We start from the raw sequence: 17,573 nt of genomic DNA, 5'->3' as shown, positions 1-17,573 counted from the left end.
CACCGGTTGCGTTACACGCTCAGTGCGTCATATCCGCGCCAGCGATATACCGCCAGAGAGACTATCCAGCAGGCGACAAACAACCCGATAACGATGAATCCGGCATTGCCGAGATTATCATTCAGCGCGCCAACCCAGTTCCACAGCCCACCGCTAAAGCCAAATTTATCCATCAGCAGGCCCAGCGCTTCCAGGCCGCCGATAAACAGCGCCACCACCACCGACGTGCCGGTTATGGTCATGTTGTAATACAGCTTGCGCTGAGGTTTGTTAAAGGCCCAACCGTATGCCCCGACCATTAACACGTTATCAAGCGTATCCACCAGCGCCATGCCGCTGGCAAACAGCGCCGGGAAAATCATGATGCTCCAGATAGACATTCCGCTGGATGCGCTGGCAGCCGTGATCCCCAACACCCCAATTTCGGTGGCGGTATCAAAGCCGAGGCCAAACAAAAAACCGACCAGATACATGTGCCAGCTTTTGTCGATCAGGCGGAACGTCTTGCCGAACAGCCAGCTCATCATCCCGCCCGTCGCCACCGGATCGCTGTTGAAAGGCTTACCTTGTTTGAAGGCGCGGAAGCTGCGCCAGATGCCACGCAGAATAACCAAGTTGATAAAGGCCATCGCCAGCAGGAACAGTGACGAAACCGCGGTGCCAATCAGGCTGCCGGTATCGTGAAACCAGCTCATGTGCTGCTGGAACGCTGTTGCGGTGGCGGCGATTGCCGCCGAAGCCAGCACCACAATGGAGGAATGACCGAGCGAGAACCACGCGCCAACACCGAAGGGGCGTTTGCCCTGCTGCATCATTTTGCGCGTAACGGTATCAATCGCGGCGATATGATCGGCATCCACCGCATGGCGCAGGCCGTAGCCCCAGGCCAACAGACTGGCGGCCATCAGCGCCCCACTCTCACCAAACACCTGCCACGCCCAGCACCACGCCAATAGATTGGCCATCATCAGCACGAAAACCAGTAGCGCTGCGCGTGGCTGTTGACGTAAAAGCCTAATCAGCATCATCCGTTCCCTTCCTCCTGGAGGCGGGCAGCGGCAATCACCGCCTGCCCATATGAAATTCCGCCGTCGCCCGCGGGCAAACGCTGCGGAAATAAAAGTGTAAAACCAGACAGATAAAACGCCAGCCGCTCGCGCAGCAGTCGGTTATGCAGCACCCCGCCGCCGAAAACCAGCGTGCGGATACCGCGAATGCCCGCGTGATAGCGCATCATCTGCGCCAGCCCACAGGCCAGCGCATCATGAAATGCCCACGCTTTATCTGCTTCTGGCGCAGACCAGTGCAGCCACTGCTGCCAGAAAATGCGTAAATTCAGGGTGTTATCCTGAAATAAAAGCGTCAAAGGATGGCCGTGACCCTCACATTTTCGCGCCAGCGCTTCCAGTCGGCAGGCCGCTTCACCTTCATAACTCTGCTCATCCGGCGCGCAGCTCAGCGTACTCGCGACCGCATCAAATAAACGCCCGCAGGAAGACGCCATCGGCGCATTTATCCCACGTCCAATGGCGCGAGCCAGCGCGGCGACGGGGTGTGACTGCAACGGCGCGAGCGATTGCCAGTCAGGTACAAACGCCACGCACTGTGCAAGTAAGTTTCGCCACGGCTGTCGAGCCGCCAGATCTCCGCCGGGCAGCGCTACCGCAGGCAGACCGCCAAGATGTTCACATTCCCGATAGTTCACCCGCAGGCATTCGCCGCCCCAGAGCGCCCCGTTTTCCCCCTGCCCGATGCCGTCGAGGGTCAGCGCGATAACATCGCCACCGCCCAGCGGCCAGCCCTGTTCTGCCATGCAGGCCGCAGCGTGAGCATGGTGATGTAGCACCCTGTCGCAAGGAATATTCAGCGCCTCGCCCCACTGCACCGAGCGATAACCGTCGTGCGCATCCACCACCACCCGTTTCGGGGTAAACGCATATATCGACTGTATTAATGCCAGCGCACTGCGCCACTGCGCCTCTACGCCTTCTTCGCAAACGTCGCCCAGATGCTGGCTCAGCACTGCTTCTTGTCCACGCACCAGACAAAATGTGTTTTTCAAATCCGCCCCGCAGCACAAGAGCGGCGGAACATCCGCAAAACCCGGCGGCAACGGCAGCGCATCCGGCACGTAACCACGCGCCCTACGCAGCATTTCGCCACTTTGTCGGACCACGGAATCATCCATACGCTGGACGATATCGCGGTTGTGCAGCAGAAACCCGTCGGCTACCTCCGCCAAGTCGGCCAGGGCATCCTGATTCGAAATCGCGGGCGGTTTGCCATTGAGATTCCCCGAGGTCATTACCAGCGGGCGTTTCAGCGACTGCATCAACAAATGCTGAATGGGGTTCGATGCCAGCATTACACCGATTTCATCCAGCCCGGGAGCAATGTCATCGCCTATGCCGTCGACCACGCTTTTCACCACCAGCACAATTGGCGACGCCGGAGTGTTAAGCAATTTCTGTGCCTGTTCCGGCAGGAAACTCGCCTGCGTCAGCATCACCGCCAACGGTTTCGTCGGGCGTCGTTTGCGTTTGCGCAGCAGCGCCACGGCTTCAGCGTTTCCGGCATCACACACCAGATGAAAACCGCCAAGCCCTTTGACAGCCACAATGCCGCCCGTGGCCAGCATCTCGACCGCCGCCGCCAGCGCGTTTTCGCCCGAGGATTGTTCAGAGGATGCGTGCCAACTCAGCTGTGGACCGCATTCTGCGCAGGCCACCGGCTGGGCGTGGAAACGGCGATCTGACGGGGCGCGATACTCTTTTTCGCAGGCCAGACAAAGCGGAAAAGCCGCCATCACCGTGAAGGGGCGGTCATATGGCATTGCCTGAATAATGGTAAAGCGCGGGCCGCAGTGGGTGCAGTTGATAAACGGGTAGCGGTAGCGCCGGTTCTGCGGGTCATTGAGCTCCGCAAGGCAGGTCGGACAGGAGGCGGCATCGGGTGCAATCTGCGTGCTCATGCGCCCGATGCCGCTTTGCTGGATGGTAAAATCCTGTGGTAAATCAGGCCAGTGATACGGCGTGATTTCAGTGGCGTCAATGCGCGCCAAAATGGGGCAATGCACCTTAAGCTGCGCAGCAAAGCCGTTTTCTGCACCAACGAGGTGCACCAGCACGCCTTCCGCGTCATTGCTGACGTTTCCCTGCCGGCTTAGCCGCTGCGCCATTTGCCAGACAAACGGCCGAAACCCTACGCCCTGAACCTTACCGCGCAGGCGAATGACGACGCCGTTCATTGCCATCTCAGTACGCCAGAGCCGTTCGGCGACGTTTCTCCGCATTGAGCTTGTCCAGCGCCGTACGGTCGATGCAGGTCAATGCAAACGTCGGACACACCGCCACGCAAGCCGGGCCGTCAACGCGGGTATGGCAGAGGTCACATTTGTTGGCTTCGGCTTTTTCCACTTTAACCCTCATGCCGAATCCGCTGGTGCGCACCACCGGACGAACGACGACGTCCATCGCCCCGTAAGGACAGGCCACGACGCAGGTTTTACAGCCGATACAGCGTTCCTGCATCACATGCACGAAGCCGTTTTCACGGGCGATGGCCCCGTTAGGGCAGACATTGGCGCACGGCGCGTCCTCGCACTGGCGACAGGCGGTTGCCGTAGAAAGGTTCACCCCTTTGACAACGTGAATACGGGGCAGGAACGTTTGTGGCGTCAGCGCCGCGCAGTCCTGATCTTGCTGATGGGCGACGGCGCAGGCCACTTCGCACGTACGGCAGCCAATACATTTGCTCGCTTCCGCGATGATGAAACGGTTCATCCACTTCTCCAGCCTTAGACGTTAAGCCGGGGGATATGCATTTTCCGCGCCATTATTAAAATGACTATTTATCAATGAATTAAAGCTTAAGACATCTGTCATCGACATTAATGACGACGACAGATGACAGGCATCAGGCGTGAGGACCAGGAATAACGGAATCACGCAGCATCAGTTCGCCGGGGAAGGATTGTTGTAGATGAAACTCACCGCCGTCGAGCATACAAATCAAGCGGTTGATGGTCTCTTCGATCATCTCGGTCACCGGGATTTTGACACTGGACAGGGCCGGAACGATGTAAGGCGCGAGGGCAATATCGTCAAAGCCAATCACCGATACCTGCTCTGGCACGCGCAAACCCGCAGTATTGAGCTGCTTGATGGCCCCGATGGCCATATCGTCGTTGCTCGCTACCAGTGCACTGAACGTAATCCCGCGAGCCAACAGCGTTTCGATGCCTGTCGCACCGGTGGCAGGCGTCCATTTACCTTCTGCAATCCACGCGTCTCGCACTGGAATGTCGTTGTGCTCCAGGGCCGCTTTGTAGCCTGCAAGGCGTTCAATCCCGGTCGGCGAATCGAGTGAGCCGGTAATGAACGCGATATCGCGATGGCCCATCGCAATCAGCCGCTCAACCGCCGCCTGGCTGGAGGCTTTTTGATCCGACCATACGCAGTGGCTGGCGTTGCCGCGCAGTCGGCGATTCAGCACCATAATCGGCCGATCGTGATCGTGGATGATCGCATCCATCTCATCCGGCGTCAGAAAACGCGGGTAGATGATGATCGCGTCGCAGCGCAGATCGAGCAGATACTGGATCGCCGCCCGCTCCTCTTCTGCGCTGTGTTTGCCATCTGCCAGGATCAGCTGTCGGCCCTGATCTTCGGTCAGACGCGCGGCGTGAAACAACAGCTCACTGAAGTAGACGCCGTGATACAGGGTGTTAGTCACCACCAGGCCCAGTGTCTGACTTTTTTTGGTCGCCAGATTGCGCGCCAGCAAATTCGGGCGATACCCGCTTTCGCCGATCGCCTGATACACGCGGTCTTTGGTTTCCTGGCTGACGTAGCCATTTCCCGACAGCACGCGGGATACGGTGGCTTTCGACACGCCAGCGCGCTTCGCCACTTCCAGCATCGTTGCCATGTTGCTCATCCGTCTGAAAAAAGTGCTGGCAGTGTACTTCAGCCTAAGACGATTTTCAGCAATGGCGATTTGAAGTGATCAATTTCACGAAAACGAAATAGATCGCCACTCAGTATTGTTTCAACAATCCGATCTCTTCATGATTTTGTGGAACCGGTTTCCTACACAAATTTTAATCACAATAAGATGGATTGACCCGATGCCGAAAAATTATGCCGCGCTGGCCCACGATGTGGTGGCCGCACTGGGCGGCGCTAACAACATCACCGCCGCGACCCACTGCATGACCCGTCTGCGCTTTGTGCTCAACGATCCGACGCTTGCCGACGCCGCCACACTGAAAGCACTCAATGGCGTGCTGGGCGTGGTGCGCAGCGATAATCAGTGCCAGGTGATCATCGGCAACACCGTTTCTCAGGCCTACAAAGAAGTGATGAATCTGCTGCCGGGTAACCTGCAATCTGCCGTGGAACAGGGGCCGCAGAAGCTGACCTTACGCCGTATCGGAGCGGGTATTCTGGATGCGCTGATCGGCACCATGTCGCCGCTGATCCCGGCGATCATCGGCGGCTCAATGGTGAAACTGCTGGCGATGGTGCTGGAGATGTCCGGCGTGCTGACCAAAGGCGCGCCGACGCTGACTATTTTGACAGTGATTGGCGATGGCGCGTTCTTCTTCCTGCCGCTGATGGTCGCCGCTTCTGCCGCAGTGAAGTTCAAAACAAACATGTCGCTGGCGATAGCCATTGCTGGCGTACTGGTTCACCCGAGCTTTATTGAGCTGATGGCGAAAGCCGCCCAGGGCGAACACGTTGAGTTCGCATTCATTCCGGTGACGGCGGTGAAATACACCTACACGGTGATTCCGGCGCTGGTGATGACCTGGTGCCTGTCCTATATCGAGGGCTGGGTCGACAAAATCACGCCTGCGGTCACAAAAAACTTCCTCAAGCCAATGCTGATTGTGCTGATTGCCGCTCCGCTGGCTATCCTGTTGATTGGTCCGATTGGCATCTGGATCGGCAGCGGCATTTCCGCAGTGGTGTATACCGTTCACGGCTATCTTGGCTGGCTGTCAGTGGCGATTATGGGCGCGCTGTGGCCGCTGCTGGTGATGACCGGGATGCACCGCGTGTTCACCCCTACCATCATTCAGACCATTGCCACCACCGGTAAAGAAGCGATGGTCATGCCGTCTGAGATTGGCGCCAATCTGTCACTCGGCGGCTCATCGTTGGCGGTGGCATGGAAAACCAAAAACCCGGAACTGCGCCAGACAGCGCTGGCCGCAGCAGCCTCCGCGATTCTGGCGGGCATTTCAGAACCGGCGCTATACGGTGTGGCGATTCGCCTGAAACGTCCACTGATTGCAAGCCTGATAAGTGGTTTCATCTGCGGTGCCATTGCGGGTATCGCGGGCCTGGCGAGTCATTCGATGGCCGCTCCAGGACTGTTTACCAGCGTACAGTTCTTTGACCCCGCCAACCCGATGACCATCGTCTGGGTGTTTGGCGTGATGGCGCTGGCAGTCGTGCTCTCCTTCGTGCTGACACTGCTGCTGGGCTTTGAAGATATTCCGGTGGAAGAAATCCCTGCTGTGGACGGTGCCGAACAGGCGCGCAAAGCGCAAGGCATCACCGCAACCGTTCAACCCTTACAAGCGAGGTAACGCATGTTTCCGAAAGGATTTTTATGGGGCGGCGCTCTGGCCGCTAACCAGTCTGAAGGCGCGTATCTGGAAGGCGGCAAAGGCCTGACCACCGTCGATACTATCCCGCACGGCGCCAGCCGTATGCCGGTCAAACTGGGGCTCGACAAGCGCTTTACCTTGCGCGAGGACGAATACTATCCGAGCCACCAGGCGATCGATTTTTATCATCGCTATAAAGAAGACATCGCGCTGATGGCAGAGATGGGCTTCACGGTGTTTCGCACCTCGATTGCCTGGGCACGCCTGTACCCGAACGGCGACGAATTAACGCCAAACGAAGAGGGCATCGCGTTCTACCGCGACCTGTTCGCCGAGTGCAAAAAATACAACATTGAGCCGCTGGTCACCCTATGCCATTTCGACGTGCCGATGCACCTGGTGAAGGAGTACGGCTCGTGGCGTAACCGTAAAATGGTGGAATTTTTCACTCGCTACGCCCGCACCTGCTTTGAAGCCTTCGACGGCCAGGTAAAATACTGGCTGACCTTCAATGAAATCAACATCATGCTACACAGCCCATACTCCGGGGCCGGGCTGGTGTTTGAAGAAGGTGAGAACCAGGAGCAGGTGAAATATCAGGCCGCGCACCACGAGTTAATCGCCAGCGCACTGGCAACGAAAATCGCCCATGAGGTGAACCCGCAAAACCAGGTCGGTTGTATGCTGGCGGGCGGTAATTTCTATCCGTACTCCTGCAAGCCGGAAGACGTGTGGATGGCGCTGGAAAAGGACCGCGAAAACCTGTTCTTTATCGACGTGCAGGCCCGTGGCGCCTATCCGGCCTACTCTGCCCGCGTGTTCCGCGAAAAAGGTGTAACTATCGAGAAAGCGTCGGGCGATGATGAAATTCTGAAGAACACCGTCGATTTTGTGTCGTTCAGCTATTACGCGTCACGCTGTGCCTCTGCGGATATGAACAGCAATAACACCAATGCGGCCAACATCGTCAAATCGCTGAAAAACCCGCATATCAAGGCCAGTGAATGGGGCTGGGGTATCGACCCGCTGGGCCTGCGCATCACCATGAACATGATGTATGACCGCTATCAGAAACCCCTGTTCCTCGTGGAGAACGGGCTTGGCGCGAAAGACGTGGTGGAACCCAACGGCGAGATCAACGATGACTATCGCATCGGCTATTTACGCGAGCATATCCAGGCAATGGACGATGCCATCAATGACGGTATTCCGGTGATGGGTTACACCACCTGGGGCTGCATCGATCTGGTGGCAGCCTCGACTGGTGAGATGAGCAAGCGCTACGGCTTCGTATATGTCGACCGTGACGACGCCGGGAACGGCACGCTGGCGCGTTCGCGCAAGAAATCGTTCTGGTGGTATAAGAAAGTGATCGCGAGTAACGGCGAAGATTTAGCCTAAAACAGTGCCCGGTGGCGCTAACGCTTACCGGGCCAACGCTTCATTACAACCGCTCAAACCCGCCATCACCGACCCACCCTTCCAGCCGCTGATACACCACCTCCGTCGCCGCTTTCACTTTCTCGGTCATCGGATAATAGAAGCCAACAATATCCGGCTGAATGCCGAGGAATATCACCTCGCCCGCATCCTCTTTCAACTGTTCAATCAGATAGTTGAGCGGCATATTGTGGGTAGTCATCAGAAACATCTCGGCAATATCGTCAGGATCGACAATACGTATCTCGCCTGGCTCCAGCCCCATGTCGGTGGCATCGACAATCAACAAGCACTCCGGCTTCATTTCGCGAATCGCCGCCACTTCTCTTTCCGGCGCGCTGCCACCGTCCAGCACCTGCCAGTCACCTTTTGGCGCTGCGGCACACATTTCCGCGAGCAGCGGTCCGGCGCCGTCGTCGCCCATCATGCTGTTGCCGACACACAGTAATACGTTGGACACGCTTTTCTCCCAATAAAAAATGGTCTGAATGAGCAAACTACCCATTGATATCAACGAATGATCCTAAGGGGGTATCTTATATTGCACGCAGCCCAAAAATAATGATCTCAAATAGCATTGCAGACGCATCCCAACGCTCTGCAATTTTCCGAAAACAGGCTGAAACGATGAATGATGTAAAGAAATTGAGTGGCAAGAAAATAAGAACCATTCCCATTTCAAATACGGAATGGAATAATCAATTGATTGCCATGATCAATTCTGGAGTTGATCCTGAATTACTGGAGTTCTTTCATCAGTTAAAAGACGAACGCGATGAATACCGCATTTTGGTGGATATCACCAACTCGGTTCTGGCACACCTCGACCGGGAAGGTCTGGTCAGCGCCATCGCCCAGGACATTCACCGTTTCTTCGCGATTCCCTGCGTATCGATTGCCTTCTTCGATGCTGAAACGACAGACGCTCTTCCGGTAACCGCCTGCAACTGGCAGCCTGACGGCCATCATTATTGCCAACAAACAACCTACCCGATTGCCCTGAGTGTGCTGAAAAATGTGCTGGATAACGGCCAGCCTCAGGCCGTTGCATTGCACGAAAACCTGCGCGACCCGCTGTTGCAGGATTTATTTTCCGCAGGGATGCAGGCCGCGCTGCTTCTGCCGCTAACCTTTAATACCCACGCACCCGGAATATTTATTCTCGCGCATACCGATGCAAGCGCATTTACTCCGGCAGTCTGTTCGCTGTTGGGTCAAATTGCGTCGCGCATCAGTATTGCAGTGGATAATGCCAACGCCTGGAATGAAATTACCCGGCTAAAAGATTCGTTAAAACAAGAAAATATCTGGCTTAACGAGCAGCTGCAAAATGTCGAAAGCCTGAATGATATTATTTTCCAGAGCGTGGCGATGAAAAACCTGCTGCGTCAGGTGGAAATGGTGGCGACCAGTGACAGCACCGTGCTGCTACTCGGCGAAACCGGAACCGGGAAAGAGCTTATCGCCCGCGCCATTCACAAACTTAGCCAGCGTAACAGCCATCCGCTGATCAAAATGAACTGCGCCGCCATTCCGGCGAGCCTGCTGGAAAGCGACCTGTTCGGTCATGAGAAAGGGGCTTTTACCGGAGCCACTAATACGCACATCGGCCGTTTTGAAATGGCCGACGGTGGCACGCTGTTCCTCGATGAAATTGGCGATATGCCGCTCGAACTCCAGCCAAAACTGCTGCGCGTGCTGCAAGAGCGTGAAGTGGAACGCCTTGGCGGCAGCAAAGTTATTCCGGTAAACGTCCGAATGATCGCGGCCACCAACCGCGATTTGCATGAGATGGTTCAGGAACGCGCTTTTCGCAGTGACCTGTTCTATCGCCTGAACGTCTTCCCGATTGTGATCCCGCCACTGCGTGAACGGCCAGAAGATATCCCGCTGCTCGCCACCTGGTTCACTCAGAAGCTGGCGGCGCGGATGAACAAAAATATTGATACCATTCCCGCTGCATCACTTCAGGCGCTGTGCCAGTATCCGTGGCCGGGCAACGTGCGTGAATTGCAAAACGTGATTGAACGTGCGGTGATCCTCACCCAGGGCAACACGCTGAATTTGCAGCTCAACGATTTGAAAATGCCATCGTCGACGGCGCAGACAACCCGCGTTCAGGTCCCCACCATCAAACTGCCGCCAATGTTTAACCCGCAAACTCCGGAAACGGATGAGGGAGAACGGGAACGGATAATCCTGGCATTGCGGGAAACCAACGGGATTGTCGCGGGGCCAAAAGGAGCGGCGCAGAAACTGGGGCTGAAGCGAACGACGCTGCTGTCGAGAATGCAGCGCCTGGGGATCAACACACGGGATCTGTAACAGCCTCCCGCGCGGTGATTACGCCAGCTGGCGTTTGACGATCAGATAGATAGCCGGTTCACGTTCGATCTCAGCCAGCAGTTCAATCAACCGCAGGCTCCAGCTTTTATAAGGCTCATCGCCACTAATGCTCAGCGGCGACAGCGCATTGGCCAGCAGCGACGTGTGAGTGGAATCAATGGTGATTTCCCCAAACGTCAGCAGGCCACGCAGTTTACGCCGCGCATCGCCCACCGGCAGCTGTTTCAGCCATTCCGTGTAGCCTTCCAGCGGACATTCCAGCTCCGTTTTCAGACAGTCGATCATGCCGACGTGATGGCCGATTGCCAGCGAGTAATACATGACCTGCTGGCTTTCAGCGGGCATGTCTTCGTCGCTGTCGACGAACTTCTGACGCAGCGACCAGAACGTCACTTTTCCAATGTCGTTCACGCCATCACCTCCCCGGCAATCACCGCCATCAGTGCGTTCACAATCTCAGTCAGCCGCGGATCGTTCTCTTTCCGCAGCCAGACGGAGACATCATGCGCCGCTTGCTGCGGCTGCTTATGCTGAATGAGCGACAGCAGACTCAAGCTGATATCCCCCCCCTGCCGATAGCCCGCCATCCTTCGCGCTTCACGCTCAACGGACACCCGCAACTGCAGCGGGACATCAGGCAGGATCAGCGCCGGTTTTTCACTTTCGCCCTGCACGTGTTCAACGCCTTTCAGCTTTTGGTCCAGCAAACCGAGCGCCACGGCAAACCCGTGGATCGTCGCCGCAGGCGTTGGCGGACAACCAGGGATCCACACATCAACCGGCACAATCGTATCGCTGCCTCCCCAGACGCAGTAGAGATCGTGGAAGATCCCTCCACCGACGCCACACGCTCCATAGGAAATACAGATTTTCGGATCCGGTGCCGATTCATAGGCTCGCAGCGCCGGAACGCGCATCGCACGGGTCACCGCCCCGGTGAACAGCAAAATATCGGCATGACGCGGGGAAGCCACCACTTTGATACCAAAACGCTCGGCATCGAACACCGGGGTGATCGCCGAGAAAATCTCGATCTCGCAGCCGTTGCAGCCACCGCAATCAACGCGATACACGTAAGCTGAACGCTTGATGTCTTTCAGCAGGGTCTGCTTCATGCGCGCCGCACCGTTTGCCAGCGTTATCGGCTGGCTGGCGTGATGATTAAACTCGCTCATTGCTTTTCTCCGCACCGATTGAACTGAACATCTGACGATCGTGCTGGCTCAACGTCCGCTGGCGTTTGCACGCTGGGCAGGTCGTAAACTGCGTGCCCATGCCTGCCAGCGCCTCGTCGCTCACGCCGGACTGCCGCAGCAGTTCAACCGCATACTGGGCCGATTTCTCCGGGGAGAACGGCAGCGTGCACATTTCGCAGTGCTGCAAGCGAAACACCGCTTTGACGTACAAATCAGCTTTGTTCGTCACTGCCAGTTCGAAATCATTGGTCAGGCGGATCGCCTTCGTCGGGCACACTTCTTCGCAGCGACCACAGAAAATGCAGCGCCCGATGAACAACTGCCAAATTCGCTCGTTGCTTTCCGGATGCGTTTCCATCGTCAGCGCATTCGCCGGACACGCCATGGTGCACGCCGCGCAGGCAATACACTGCTGTGGGTCAAGCTCCGGCCTGCCGCGAAAATCGGGGCTGATGTCCAGCGGTGCAAACGGGTATTTAACCGTCGGTTCGCCCGCTTTCAGGATAGTTTTAAACAGTTTCAGCATCGTTTAATCCTTACTTGATCGGCGAGTGTTTACGCTCAATGCTGTAGCGTTCGATCTCTTTGTACGGCACGGTAGTGGACTTACGTTTGCGAACATCCACCAGCGTGACGCGGTCGGTGCAGGAGTAGCAGGGATCGAGGCTGCCGATGATCAGCGGCGCATCGGATATGGTATTCCCGCGCAGCATGTAGCGCAGCACCGGCCAGTTAGCATAAGTCGCCGCGCGGCAACGCCAGCGGAACAACTTCTGGTTATCACCGAGCATGCTCCAGTGCACGTCTTCCCCGCGCGGAGCTTCTACATAACCGAGCGCAAATTTGTTCGGCTGATAGGTGAAACCTTCGGTCAGCAGCGGGCCGTTACCCATGGTATCCAGCGCATATTCAATCATCGCCAGCGAGTCAAACGTCTCTTTCACGCGCACCATCACGCGGGAGAATACGTCGCCGCCATCATAGGCAAACAGGGTTTTCGGCAGATTGCCGTAATCAGAATACGGGTGGTCAAAACGCATATCGCGTTTGAAACCACTGCCACGGATCAGCGGGCCAACCGGGCTGTAATCGCGCGCTACTTGGCGGTCGAGAATGCCGACCCCTTGCGTACGCTGGGCGATGTTCGGGGTGGACAACAGCATGTCGACCAGCTGCGTCACTTCCGCACGCATCTCGCGCACCAGCTGGATGGTTTTAATGCGCTGCTCTTTCAGGATATCTCGACGAATACCACCGATCAGATTTAGACCGTAGGTTTTACGTGAGCCGGTTAAGAGCTCTGCCATTTGCATGGATTTTTCACGCACGCGGAAAAACTGCATGAAGCCGGTATCAAACCCGACAAAGTGGCTCGACAGCCCAATGTTCAGCAGGTGGCTGTGCAGGCGTTCCACTTCCAGCAGAATGGAACGAATAGTGTGCGCACGCTGTGGCACCACGATGCCCAGAGCATTTTCCACCGAGGTGGTGTAAGCCACGCTGTGCGCAAACCCGCAGATGCCGCACACACGGTCAGACAGGAACGTCACTTCGTTGTAGCCCATGCGGGTTTCGGCCAACTTTTCCATGCCGCGATGCACATAGAACAGTCGGTAGTCGGCATCCACAATGGTTTCGCCGTCTACAAACAGACGGAAGTGGCCCGGTTCATCCGAGGTAATGTGCATCGGGCCAATCGGCACCACGCGCGCTTTGCTGTCGCCATCGTTGATGAATGGATAGGTTTCCGTTTCGGTGGTCGGCGCCGGGCGCTGGCGATAGTCCATGGCATCTTTGCGCAGCGGGTACATGTCGTCAGGCCAGTCATCTGGCAGCACCAGGCGGCGCTCGTCCGGCAGGCCAATCGGTTTCAGGCCATACATATCGCGAATTTCACGCTCACCCCATACCGCCGCTGGAACACGCGGGGTAACGGACGGGAACTCAAGCGAGTGATCGACCAGGCCTTTCACCACCACCCAGCACTTCTCGCCTTCTTCCATCGACATCGCGTAGTAGACTGCGAAATGACCGTTGAGCGTGCGCTCATCATTGCCAAACAGCACCGGCAGCCAGCCGCCGCAGCCGTAATAGAGAAATTCAACGATTTCAGGTAGATGACCAATTTTGACGGTGATGGTCACCTGATCGTTCGTCTGACGCTCTTCGTCGAGCACCGCGCCGGGAAATTTCTCCCGCACAGCCGCCAGATAACCCAAACCGCGTACATCGCCCTGCGCGAGGCCGTTCATATATTGTTGATAACTCACTTCGTTTCTCCAGCGCACTCGCGGGTGCAAAGACTGTGGTTAGTGGCAGCGGCAGTTTTACCCGCCCACGGCCACTGAAATTCTTGCTGCGGGGACTGATGCATCACAATCGACGCGGCATGTTCCAGCAGGCGGCTGACCGGCTGCGGAATGTGGGTGCCCATCACCAGCATCAGCACCAGCAAAATGGCCATCGGTAAAGTCGTCAGCAGACCCAGCTCGCCACGGCTGGTCGCTTCCGGCGCGCTGCCGAACAGCAAACAGGCGATCATGCGAACCAGCCCACCCAGCACGACGGTTAACAGCAGCAGCAGGCCAATAGTCAACCAGATATGTCCGGCGGCCAGACCTGCCGTCACCACCATAAACTCACTCAGGAAGACGTTGAACGGCGGCATTCCGCCGAGCGCCAGCGCGCCAGCGGCCAGCAGCACCGCGCTGAACGGCATCAGTTTAAGCATGCCGCGCACCACGCCGAGGTCGCGGGTGCCGTACTTCAACAGCACGTTACCGGAACCGCAAAACAGCAGCGTTTTCGCCAGGCTGTGATTGAGCGTATGCAGCAGCGCCGCCAACACGCCGAGCGGCCCACCAATGCCAAGCGCCACGGCGATGAGCCCCATGTTTTCCACACTGGAATAAGCCAGAAGCCGTTTCACGTCCTGCTGAACCAGAATGAAAAATGCCGCCACCGCGACCGACAACAGACCGAAAATCACCAGCAGCATGTTGGTGAACGAGGAGCCAATCGACAGAGTGATGATGATGTGGAAGCGGATAATCACCAGCAGCGCGCAGTTGAGCAGCACGGCTGACAGCAAGGCGCTGGTTGGGCTCGGCGCTTCACTGTGGGCATCCGGCAGCCAGGCGTGCATCGGGAACAGCCCGGTTTTAGTACCAAAGCCAATCAGCACGAACACAAACGCCAGATGCATCAACGTCGGATCAAGCTGACTGGCATGTTTCAGCACTTCACTCCAGAAAATAGCGTTGTGCGGATCCGGCATGAAGCTGGCAGCATTGGCGTACACCAGAATGGTGCCGAACAGGCCGAACGCCACGCCAACGGTACAAATGATGATGTACTTCCACGCGGCTTCCAAAGACGAGCGCTGACCGTAAATCCCCACCAGAAACGCTGAGCTGAGCGTGGTGGCTTCAATCGCCGCCCACATCACAATCAAGTTGTTACTGGTCACCACCAGCATCATGGTGAACAAAAACAGGTGGAAGAAACCGTAGTAGTTGCACAGCGTGGCGACGGAAATCTCACCTTCGTCGACCTCGTGGCGCATATAGCCCATTGAGTAAAGGCCGGTAAGAAAACCGATAATCCCGAGGATCGCCAGGAACAGCGCACTCAAACTATCGACATGCAGCCACAGATTGGTGGAGAACATCTCGCCCTGGCGATAAACCAGCGCCACGGCATACAGCGTCACCGCTAACAGCATAACAATGCCCACGCCGTGTAGCAGCGTGACCGCCAGACGGGATGCCGTGCCGAGACGCTGGCAGGCAAATGCAAGCAGCGAAAACACCAGTGGCGTCAGCAGTAACAAAGTGAAAATTGCAGAATGACTCATTGTGTTATCCCTTCAGCGCCGTCAGTTGATTGACATCCAGCGTGCCGAGCGTGCGCCAGATTTTTCTCACCAGCAGCACCATGACGATCACCGCGAAAATCGCGTCGGTGGCGATCCCAATCTCCACCAGTTCCGGCGCTTTATTCGCCAGCAGCGCCAGCACCAGATGCGACCCGTTTTCCATCAGGCAGTAACCGAACACCTGCTTAAGAATGTTGCGTTGGGTCACGATGCACAGTAGCCCCAACAGGAAGTGACCGAGCGCCACCGCCAGTGCGGGCTTCAACCCTTGCAGCAGCGGGAGCTGTACCGGTCGTACCACCAGCCAGCACATCACCACAATCACCGCGGCGGCCAGCATCAACAGTACCGGGCTAATCAGGCTGGCATCGGCCTTCGGGTCGTTGAGCTTACGCAGCGCAAAACCCATGATTAGCGGCACCAGAATGACTTTGGTCAGCAGCGCACTGAAGGACCACATCAGCAGTTGTTCGGAATCAAGCGTGCGTGAAAGCGTGAAAAAGATAAGTACCAGCACCAGCGATTGCAGGGCGTAGCACCAGCAGGCTCCACGCGGATGCTTCGCACCAATCACCAGCAGCGACGTCACCATCATCAGCCCGGCGAGATTATTTACGAGTAAGGCTCCGGTCATCGTCGTCTCCTTAATTAAGCCACATCGAGGCAATTACGCTGGAAACCAGCGACATGATTACCAACACGACCAAAACAGCACGCATCGCCCACGGAAGCGGCGCCATCTGCACGACTTCCGGGCTCGGCTCCCCAGGGACCACACGACCAAACCAGTAAATCAGCCAGGCAAAGCTTGCTACCGATTCCACCAGCGCCAGCACCATTACCGGGATCAGTTCCCAGTGTTCAGTTGAGAGGGTGAAGCCCGCGGCAAAGACCGGGAATTTACTGAAGAAGCCGTTGAACGGCGGCACACCGGCAATCGCCAGCGCGGCCACGCAGAAACCGATGCCGAGCAGTGGCGATTTGCTCATCACCCCGCGCAGCTTCGGTAGTAAGCGGGTCCCGCAGCTGTAGCTGAACGCACCCGCCACCAGGAAGAACAGGCTTTTGGCAAAGGCATGGTTGAAGATGTAGGCAATGCCGCCGTCGAGGGCCTGTTTTGAGCCCAGCGCCGCCATCGATAACGCGAGGAACATCCACGCCAGCTGGGTAATGGTTGACCACGCCAGCAGGCGTTTCATGTCCTTCTGCGGCAGGTACATCAGGAAGCCGTACACCATCGTAATGGTCGCCATCACGATACCCACCCAGCCAATGACGTGCGGTACGTTGCCGCCTTCCAGAATGGCGCGGGCAAAGATGTAAACACCCACTTTCACCATCGACGCGGCATGTAAGTAAGCACTGACTGGGGTCGGAGCTTCCATCGCATCCGGCAGCCAGGCCTGCATCGGCAACTGGGCAGATTTACCCCAGGCAGCGAACAGGATGCCGCCGTAAACGATGTAGCTGGCACTGCCCTGCAACTGGCTTAACGCGCTCAGCGCGAAGGTGCCGGTGTTGATGAATAGCGTCGCAGCGGCGAGATACAACCCGAGAGATGCCACATGGGTAATCAGCAGCGCTTTCATCGCTGAACGTTGCGATTTCTGCGTCTGGTAATAGCCAATCAGCGCCCAGGAACAGCCGCCGGTAATTTCGAAAAACAGCAGCTGACCGAGCAGAGTGGACGACAGCACCAACCCCGCCATCGCACCGATAAAAATCAGCAGGAAGGCGTAGTAGCGGTTATCCCCGTCATGCGGATGTTCACGGTTACCGCGGGTCAGATACCCGGTGGAATAGAGGCTTACCAGCAGACCGAGGAACACCACCGCAAATGCAATCAGGGTGCTTATCCGGTCAACGGTGAAACCAAACAGCGCCACGCCGTGATAGCTCACCAGTGTATAAGTGGCGTCGGTTTTGCCCCCCGCGAGGAACTGCCAGCCCAGCGCCACGGTGCCAAGCGTGGCCAGCAACGCAAATACGGTGCAGATACTTTTCGCCTGCGGCTTTGGCGAACAGGCCGTCAGCAGCGCGCCGACAAACGGCACCAGCAGGGTCGTCAGAGCGATATTTTCCATCATTTCACGGG

15 protein-coding genes are annotated in these 17,573 nt (G+C 57.0%); 3 read left to right on the top strand and 12 right to left on the bottom strand.

Annotated elements, in window-relative coordinates; all coding sequences use genetic code 11:
- Positions 1-11 precede the first annotated feature (11 nt).
- The 4 genes from MUU46_RS01030 to MUU46_RS01015 form a co-directional block, all read right to left on the bottom strand.
- Positions 12-1,025 carry a HoxN/HupN/NixA family nickel/cobalt transporter gene (locus MUU46_RS01030; RefSeq protein ID WP_159758611.1) on the bottom strand — a complete coding sequence of 338 codons (1,014 nt, stop codon included), beginning with the start codon at positions 1,023-1,025 and terminating at the stop codon, positions 12-14.
- On the bottom strand, positions 1,025-3,247 hold the full coding sequence (gene hypF / locus MUU46_RS01025; protein WP_258964543.1) for a carbamoyltransferase HypF: 2,223 nt from the start codon (positions 3,245-3,247) through the stop codon (positions 1,025-1,027). Before hypF ends, MUU46_RS01030 begins: the two co-directional genes overlap by 1 nt.
- 7 nt (positions 3,248-3,254) lie before the next feature.
- Positions 3,255-3,782: an electron transport protein HydN gene (hydN, locus tag MUU46_RS01020; RefSeq protein WP_258964520.1), complete on the bottom strand. Its 528-nt coding sequence runs from the start codon at positions 3,780-3,782 to the stop codon at positions 3,255-3,257.
- A 133-nt stretch (positions 3,783-3,915) separates the two neighbouring features.
- On the bottom strand, positions 3,916-4,929 hold the full coding sequence (locus MUU46_RS01015; protein ID WP_159758183.1) for a LacI family DNA-binding transcriptional regulator: 1,014 nt from the start codon (positions 4,927-4,929) through the stop codon (positions 3,916-3,918).
- A gap of 199 nt (positions 4,930-5,128) precedes the next feature.
- Here MUU46_RS01015 and ascF point away from each other — a divergent pair, with 199 nt between their 5' ends.
- Complete coding sequence (gene ascF / locus MUU46_RS01010; protein ID WP_159758185.1) at positions 5,129-6,598, top strand: PTS cellobiose/arbutin/salicin transporter subunit IIBC; 1,470 nt, start codon at positions 5,129-5,131, stop codon at positions 6,596-6,598.
- Positions 6,599-6,601: 3 nt separating this feature from the next.
- Positions 6,602-8,020: a 6-phospho-beta-glucosidase gene (locus MUU46_RS01005; RefSeq protein ID WP_258964519.1), complete on the top strand. Its 1,419-nt coding sequence runs from the start codon at positions 6,602-6,604 to the stop codon at positions 8,018-8,020.
- A gap of 43 nt (positions 8,021-8,063) precedes the next feature.
- On the opposite strand, the gene hycI is transcribed toward MUU46_RS01005, so the two are convergent.
- Positions 8,064-8,519 (bottom strand): hydrogenase maturation peptidase HycI, encoded by a 456-nt coding sequence (gene hycI / locus MUU46_RS01000; protein WP_159758189.1) that lies wholly within the window; start codon positions 8,517-8,519, stop codon positions 8,064-8,066.
- Positions 8,520-8,770: 251 nt separating this feature from the next.
- Between hycI and MUU46_RS00995 the strand changes: the two genes are divergently transcribed.
- Entirely contained in the window at positions 8,771-10,384 is a 1,614-nt protein-coding gene (locus tag MUU46_RS00995; protein ID WP_258964518.1) for a sigma 54-interacting transcriptional regulator, read from the top strand.
- Between the two features lie 18 nt (positions 10,385-10,402).
- On the opposite strand, the gene MUU46_RS00990 is transcribed toward MUU46_RS00995, so the two are convergent.
- Genes MUU46_RS00990 through MUU46_RS00960 form a run of 7 tightly spaced genes read right to left on the bottom strand, consistent with a single transcriptional unit; the run spans position 10,403 to position 17,562 of the window.
- The gene (locus tag MUU46_RS00990; RefSeq protein WP_258964517.1) at positions 10,403-10,816 is read right to left on the bottom strand and encodes a formate hydrogenlyase maturation HycH family protein; all 414 of its coding nucleotides are present in this window, start codon (positions 10,814-10,816) and stop codon (positions 10,403-10,405) included.
- On the bottom strand, positions 10,813-11,580 hold the full coding sequence (locus MUU46_RS00985; RefSeq protein WP_159758195.1) for an NADH-quinone oxidoreductase subunit B family protein: 768 nt from the start codon (positions 11,578-11,580) through the stop codon (positions 10,813-10,815). Before MUU46_RS00985 ends, MUU46_RS00990 begins: the two co-directional genes overlap by 4 nt.
- Positions 11,567-12,127 carry a hydrogenase 4 subunit H gene (gene hyfH, locus MUU46_RS00980; RefSeq protein ID WP_258964516.1) on the bottom strand — a complete coding sequence of 187 codons (561 nt, stop codon included), beginning with the start codon at positions 12,125-12,127 and terminating at the stop codon, positions 11,567-11,569. Before hyfH ends, MUU46_RS00985 begins: the two co-directional genes overlap by 14 nt.
- A gap of 10 nt (positions 12,128-12,137) precedes the next feature.
- On the bottom strand, positions 12,138-13,871 hold the full coding sequence (locus tag MUU46_RS00975; protein WP_159758199.1) for a hydrogenase large subunit: 1,734 nt from the start codon (positions 13,869-13,871) through the stop codon (positions 12,138-12,140).
- Complete coding sequence (locus MUU46_RS00970) at positions 13,868-15,457, bottom strand: hydrogenase 4 subunit F (protein WP_258964515.1); 1,590 nt, start codon at positions 15,455-15,457, stop codon at positions 13,868-13,870. Before MUU46_RS00970 ends, MUU46_RS00975 begins: the two co-directional genes overlap by 4 nt.
- A 4-nt stretch (positions 15,458-15,461) precedes the next feature.
- Positions 15,462-16,112: a hydrogenase 4 membrane subunit gene (hyfE, locus tag MUU46_RS00965; RefSeq protein WP_258964514.1), complete on the bottom strand. Its 651-nt coding sequence runs from the start codon at positions 16,110-16,112 to the stop codon at positions 15,462-15,464.
- Positions 16,113-16,122: 10 nt separating this feature from the next.
- Entirely contained in the window at positions 16,123-17,562 is a 1,440-nt protein-coding gene (locus tag MUU46_RS00960; RefSeq protein WP_258964542.1) for a hydrogenase 4 subunit D, read from the bottom strand.
- Between the last annotated feature and the right edge of the window lie 11 nt (positions 17,563-17,573).

The sequence above is a fragment of the Scandinavium tedordense genome (assembly GCF_024764965.1).
Classification (GTDB): domain Bacteria; phylum Pseudomonadota; class Gammaproteobacteria; order Enterobacterales; family Enterobacteriaceae; genus Scandinavium; species Scandinavium tedordense.
Note: the sequence above shows the minus strand (reverse complement) of the source record. Positions and strands in the feature narration are given on the sequence as shown.

Coding starts and splice junctions, on each gene's coding strand:
- MUU46_RS00985 (WP_159758195.1), bottom strand. CDS start 11,580: ATGAGCGAGTTTAATCATCACGCCAGCCAGCCGATAACGCTGGCAAAC.
- hyfH (WP_258964516.1), bottom strand. CDS start 12,127: ATGCTGAAACTGTTTAAAACTATCCTGAAAGCGGGCGAACCGACGGTT.
- MUU46_RS00960 (WP_258964542.1), bottom strand. CDS start 17,562: ATGGAAAATATCGCTCTGACGACCCTGCTGGTGCCGTTTGTCGGCGCG.
- hypF (WP_258964543.1), bottom strand. CDS start 3,247: ATGAACGGCGTCGTCATTCGCCTGCGCGGTAAGGTTCAGGGCGTAGGG.
- MUU46_RS01005 (WP_258964519.1), top strand. CDS start 6,602: ATGTTTCCGAAAGGATTTTTATGGGGCGGCGCTCTGGCCGCTAACCAG.
- hydN (WP_258964520.1), bottom strand. CDS start 3,782: ATGAACCGTTTCATCATCGCGGAAGCGAGCAAATGTATTGGCTGCCGT.
- MUU46_RS01030 (WP_159758611.1), bottom strand. CDS start 1,025: ATGCTGATTAGGCTTTTACGTCAACAGCCACGCGCAGCGCTACTGGTT.
- MUU46_RS01015 (WP_159758183.1), bottom strand. CDS start 4,929: ATGGCAACGATGCTGGAAGTGGCGAAGCGCGCTGGCGTGTCGAAAGCC.
- MUU46_RS00970 (WP_258964515.1), bottom strand. CDS start 15,457: ATGAGTCATTCTGCAATTTTCACTTTGTTACTGCTGACGCCACTGGTG.
- ascF (WP_159758185.1), top strand. CDS start 5,129: ATGCCGAAAAATTATGCCGCGCTGGCCCACGATGTGGTGGCCGCACTG.
- MUU46_RS00995 (WP_258964518.1), top strand. CDS start 8,771: ATGATCAATTCTGGAGTTGATCCTGAATTACTGGAGTTCTTTCATCAG.
- hyfE (WP_258964514.1), bottom strand. CDS start 16,112: ATGACCGGAGCCTTACTCGTAAATAATCTCGCCGGGCTGATGATGGTG.